This is a genomic window from Polaromonas sp. P1_E1_2, from assembly GCF_056406035.1.
Window position 1 is genome coordinate 1 of sequence record NZ_JBFUAZ010000341.1, and the last position, 4474, is coordinate 4474.

6 protein-coding genes and 1 pseudogene are annotated in these 4474 nt (G+C 63.4%); 2 read left to right on the forward strand and 5 right to left on the reverse strand.

From position 1 onward, the window contains the following. On the forward strand, positions 1-475 hold a 475-nt coding region (gene ssb / locus AC1D1P_RS15120; protein ID WP_477673551.1), incomplete at its 5' end, for a single-stranded DNA-binding protein. Positions 476-551: 76 nt separating this feature from the next. Here the strand turns inward: ssb and AC1D1P_RS15125 are convergent. The 3 genes from AC1D1P_RS15125 to AC1D1P_RS15135 all read right to left on the reverse strand — a co-directional run bounded on the left by AC1D1P_RS15125 (position 552) and on the right by AC1D1P_RS15135 (position 2547). After that, a complete protein-coding gene (locus AC1D1P_RS15125) occupies positions 552-941 on the reverse strand; it encodes a nuclear transport factor 2 family protein (protein WP_477668817.1) in 390 nt (129 codons plus the stop codon). Positions 942-945: 4 nt separating this feature from the next. After that, positions 946-1845 (reverse strand): MBL fold metallo-hydrolase, encoded by a 900-nt coding sequence (locus AC1D1P_RS15130; RefSeq protein ID WP_477673552.1) that lies wholly within the window; start codon positions 1843-1845, stop codon positions 946-948. A gap of 63 nt (positions 1846-1908) precedes the next feature. Then, complete coding sequence (locus tag AC1D1P_RS15135) at positions 1909-2547, reverse strand: DsbA family protein (protein ID WP_477668815.1); 639 nt, start codon at positions 2545-2547, stop codon at positions 1909-1911. Positions 2548-2622: 75 nt separating this feature from the next. Between AC1D1P_RS15135 and AC1D1P_RS15140 the strand changes: the two genes are divergently transcribed. After that, a complete protein-coding gene (locus AC1D1P_RS15140; RefSeq protein WP_477668814.1) occupies positions 2623-3582 on the forward strand; it encodes a LysR family transcriptional regulator in 960 nt (319 codons plus the stop codon). Between the two features lie 109 nt (positions 3583-3691). Here AC1D1P_RS15140 and AC1D1P_RS15145 read toward each other — a convergent pair whose 3' ends face one another. Further along, positions 3692-4153 (reverse strand): universal stress protein, encoded by a 462-nt coding sequence (locus AC1D1P_RS15145; protein WP_477668813.1) that lies wholly within the window; start codon positions 4151-4153, stop codon positions 3692-3694. 163 nt (positions 4154-4316) lie between these two features. After that, a pseudogene (locus tag AC1D1P_RS15150) lies at positions 4317-4474 on the reverse strand (carbamate kinase); the annotation flags it as partial.

Sequence of the window (4474 nt, forward strand, 5' to 3'; positions counted from 1 at the left end):
AGTTATCGTCGTCGGCAATCTGGGCCGGGACCCCGAAATGCGCAGCTTCCCCAGCGGTGACCAGGTCGCCAACGTCACCATTGCCACCACTGACAAGTGGAAGGACAAGCAGACGGGTGAAATGAAGGAGGCCACCGAATGGCACCGCGTGGTGTTCAACGGCCGTCTGGCTGAAATCGTTGGCCAGTACCTGCGCAAAGGCTCGCAGGTCTATGTCGAAGGCAGCCTGCGCACGCGCAAGTGGACCGACAAGGACGGCCAGGAAAAGTACACCACCGAAATCCGTGCCGACCAGATGCAGATGCTGGGCAGCCGTCAGGGCATGGGCGGCCCCGGCGGTGATGACGGCGGCGGTTATGAAGCGCCGCGCCAGTCCGCACCTGCGGCACGTCCACAGGCCGCCGCACCGCGGCCCGCCCCGGCAGCCAAGGCCGCCAGCGGCTTTGACGACATGGACGACGATATCCCGTTCTAAATACGAACAGTCTTTGTCGATGGAGGCCCACTCTTCGAGAGGAGAGTGGGCTTTTCGTTTGCAGGCGTCCGGATGATCAGCTCATCGCCTGACGGACTAGCAGCGTGTCCGTGAACTGCTCAAAGGCCACGACCTTCCCGTCCCGCAGGTGCCAGACATGGGCCACACGGGCCTGCATGTCCTTTCCCGTGGCGCGGTAAGTGCCGTGGTAGGTCCCCACCCCGAGGATGTGGTCACCACCGTCGATGAGGCTTTGCAGTTCGAAGCGATAGCCGATCCAGTCCCTGCCCAGCACGGCAAAGACGTTGTCGACAACCGCTTGAGGCCCGACCCAGGTGCCCGCGCAGGGGAAGCCTGCCATCTCGGTCCAGCGTACCTGGGGCGAGACATGGGCCATCATCTCCTGGATGTTTCCCTGGGCCGACGCCGCGTAGTGGGCACGGACGATGTCGATATTCGACATCATGGCCTCAACCCCACTTCATCTCGCCCTTGGCGACTTTGGCGCCGATCTGCAGGGCCACGCCCATGCCGGCGTTCGGATAACGCTTGGTCATCGCCGCGATGAGGGCGGCGCTGTCCGCGGCCTTGGCCAGCTCTTCCTCGAAAGCCACGAGGTAGTCGCGCGTGTATTTGATCGCGCTTGCGTCCACCGCCGCCGTGACCGCCATGTGGCCGGGGACCACCACCGCGGGTTTGCGCGCGGCCATGGCGTCAAGCGCCTTCACCCATGTGGCACGGCCCTCGGCGCCCTGCGTGTCGGCGGTCCACACGTGAACACCGGAGAACAGCAGCACGCCGCCGAAGATGGCGTTCAGCGAAGGCACCCAGATGTAGCGGCGGTTGGCCAAGCCATCGGCATCGGCGATTTCGAKGGTCTGGCCTTCCAGCGTGAGCGACCGGCCGTCGAAGGCTTCGGGCATCACGATGTCCGCCAGCGCCTGTGGGCCGTTCTCCTTGAGCTGGGGGCCCCAGGTTGCCAGTTTCTTTTCCACGTTGCCCTTGATGGCCGTGATCGTGGCCGGTGCCGCAATCACCTTGGCGTCGGGAAACGCCGCCTTGATGGGCGCCAGGCTGAAGTAGTAGTCGGGATCGCTCTGGCTGATGTAGATGGTCGTGAGCTTTTTGCCGGTGGCCTTGATGGCCTCGGCCAATGCCTTGCCGTCGGGAAGCGTAAAGCCCCCGTCGATGAGGACAGCCTCGCGTTCGCCGGAGATCAGCACCGGGGCACGGAAGAATCCGTGTTCGCCGGCGGGAAAGTGTTTCCAGGTCAGGTTGGTATTTGCAGCCATAGCGCTTTTCACTCCTAAGATGGCCGTCGCGACAGCCGCGCCGGCTACAGTTTTGATTGCTTCTCTTCGTGTTGTCATGGTTTTTCCTTCTTCTTGAACAGTTAACTGAAATGGGTTGTGGGGGTGGAGGCGGTGCCGGGCTCAAGCAGCCTCGAGCTCGCCTGCCAGCGCGCTCGGGTTGGAATAAAAATCGGCGTTATTCAAGACCCAGCGCTGCGCGCCGGATTCGGCTACCAGCGTAGGCACGCCGTGTGCGCCGAACTCCCGCATCAAGGCCTGGGCGCGATCCATGCGGGCCCGGTTGGCCGAGAGAAGATCTTCATCAGGCTTGTCCACCATTGCGGCGGCCTGCTCAAGCCCCAGCCCTTGCAGAAGGGCGGCCAGCGTTTCCAGCGAGGTCGTGTCCTGGCCATCCACATAGCGTGCAGTCTGGATCGCCTTGAGGGCTTCCAGTTCCCGAGCCGGTGCCGTCAATGACACGGCCGTGAGCGCCAGCGTGGCGGGGCCGCTGTCAAACAGCCGTTGGTGGTCACCGAGAACCCGCTCGCGATACTGCTCGCTGAAGCCTTGCCCCGTCAGGCGCTCGATGCGCTGGTCGTTGGACCAGGCATAGGCGGCGAAGTCACTGTTCATGGGCCGTGCGCCCTCGCCCGCGAACAGCCCGGTCGGCAGCAGTTCGATGCGGACAGCGGGAGTTTCAGCCAATGCGGAGAGCGCCGGCATGGCGCCGTAGCACCAGCCGCACAGCGGGTCGAACAGGTAATGGAGGGTTTTGGTCATGGGTTTTTTGCTCACTGGCTGTGATCGTAGGCACTATCCATTGACTGTTAAATACATCTCTGATAAACACAATGTATGTTTAAAGCAAACAATCAAGACGAGGGCGGCCTCGGCGGACTGGGAAACCTGAGGCGCCTGGCCTACTTTGCGGCGGTGGTGGAAACCGGCTCCTTCACCGCGGCTGCGGATCGCCTGGGGATCACCAAGGCCGTGGTCAGCCAGCAGGTTGCGCGGCTGGAGCGTGAATTCCGGACATCGCTGCTCGTCCGCACCACACGCAAGGTGCAGCCCACCGAACTGGGGCAAGCCTTCTACCTGCGTTGCGCACTGATTCTGCGCGAGGCCGGGGACGCCTTCGACGACCTGGCCGAAACCTCGGCGGAGCCGTCCGGCATGCTGCGGCTCACCGCGCCTTTCGACTATGGTGTCGGCGTGGTGGTGCCTGCCATCGCCGCCTTTACCCGGCGCTACTCCGCGTGCAAGGTCGATGCCGTCCTCACCGACCAGACGCTGGACCTCATGTCGGGCAACATCGAACTGGCGATACGTGTCGGCTGGCTTGCTGAAACCAGCCTGCAGGCGCGAAAAATTGGTTCTTTCCGGCAACTGCTCGTGGCGTCGCCGGCCATGAAGCCGCAATTGGCGCGGCTGACCGCCCCGCAAGAGATCGCCGGCCTKCCCTTCATCGCCAACACCGCTCTTCGCGACCACCTGACATGGAATTTCTCGCTCAACGAGGGTGAGCGCCAGGCCGTTAGCGTGCAGGCCTCGATTTTTCTCGACGCCACGCTTGCCGTGCGCGAAGCCGTGTTCCACGGCGCGGGGCTTTCGGTGCTGCCGGACTATGCGGTAGCGGGTGATCTTGCGGCCGGCCGTCTCATACAGGTCCTGCCGCAATGGCGCCTGCCTTCTGGCGGCATCCATGCCGTGTTTCCGGCCGCGCGCTTTCGTCCCGCGAAGGTCCGTGCCTTTGTCGACTTGCTGGCAGACAGAGAACAACAACGGCAGGCCGCCAGCGCGTCAAATGAAAGCTGACGCCCGGCCTGGCGCGTGGTCGACATGGCGACGATATTCCGCTCCGAGGAGTGCTATTGTTTTGATAGCTATTCGCGCACGTTTTTCATGCCTTGCAGCTATTTTTCGTTTAAGCCTGCGCTGACGGTGAATCGCGGACGACCAGAACAGGCACCGGCGCCAGCCTCAGGATCTGCTCGGCGCCACTGCCCAGCAGCACCCGCCCCAGGCCGCGTCGGCCGTGGGAGCCGACCACGATGAGATCGGCGCCCCAGAGCCTGGCCGCCTCTGCCACCGACTCTCCCAGGCGCTTGCCCGGTTCATCACAAAGCACCTGGCTTGCCGTGACCCCGGCCGATTCGGCGATGGCCGTGGCATCCGTCAGGACCTTGGCGCCGCTCTCGCGCATCATGCCAACCAGATCAGCCGACCAGGTGCCATAGGGGTCGACTCCGCCCAGATAAGCTGCCTCATTGAAGGCGTGCAGCAGCCGTACGCTGGCACTGGTCTCGCGCGCCATCGCCAGGCCGGCGACAAGGGCCTTGTTGGAAGTGTCGCTGCCATCCACAGGAATCAGGATTCGCTTGAACATGGTGAATGCCTCATGTGAGTTGAAACGTCATCCATGGTGGCGATTTTTGGGAGCCGCATGTTGATGCGGGTCAATGTGGATGGATTCGCGACGGACGGTGGGGCTTCCAGGCGCAGGCCAATCGATTTGCTGCGCTCCACGCATTGGCTGTAATAACCGGGTCTTAGTCCGCGGTGTCTCCGTGGGGGCTGACCTCGGTACCGGCCCGGCCCGCCAGCATCTCCTCGATTTGGGTCAGTGAGCCTATGAGCGCCTTCTTGCCGGACTTGGACACAAAACCGGTGGCGGCCTGCACTTTGGGGCCCATGGAGCCTGCAGGGA

Coding starts and splice junctions, on each gene's coding strand:
- AC1D1P_RS15145 (WP_477668813.1), bottom strand. CDS start 4,153: ATGTTCAAGCGAATCCTGATTCCTGTGGATGGCAGCGACACTTCCAAC.
- AC1D1P_RS15135 (WP_477668815.1), bottom strand. CDS start 2,547: ATGACCAAAACCCTCCATTACCTGTTCGACCCGCTGTGCGGCTGGTGC.
- AC1D1P_RS15125 (WP_477668817.1), bottom strand. CDS start 941: ATGATGTCGAATATCGACATCGTCCGTGCCCACTACGCGGCGTCGGCC.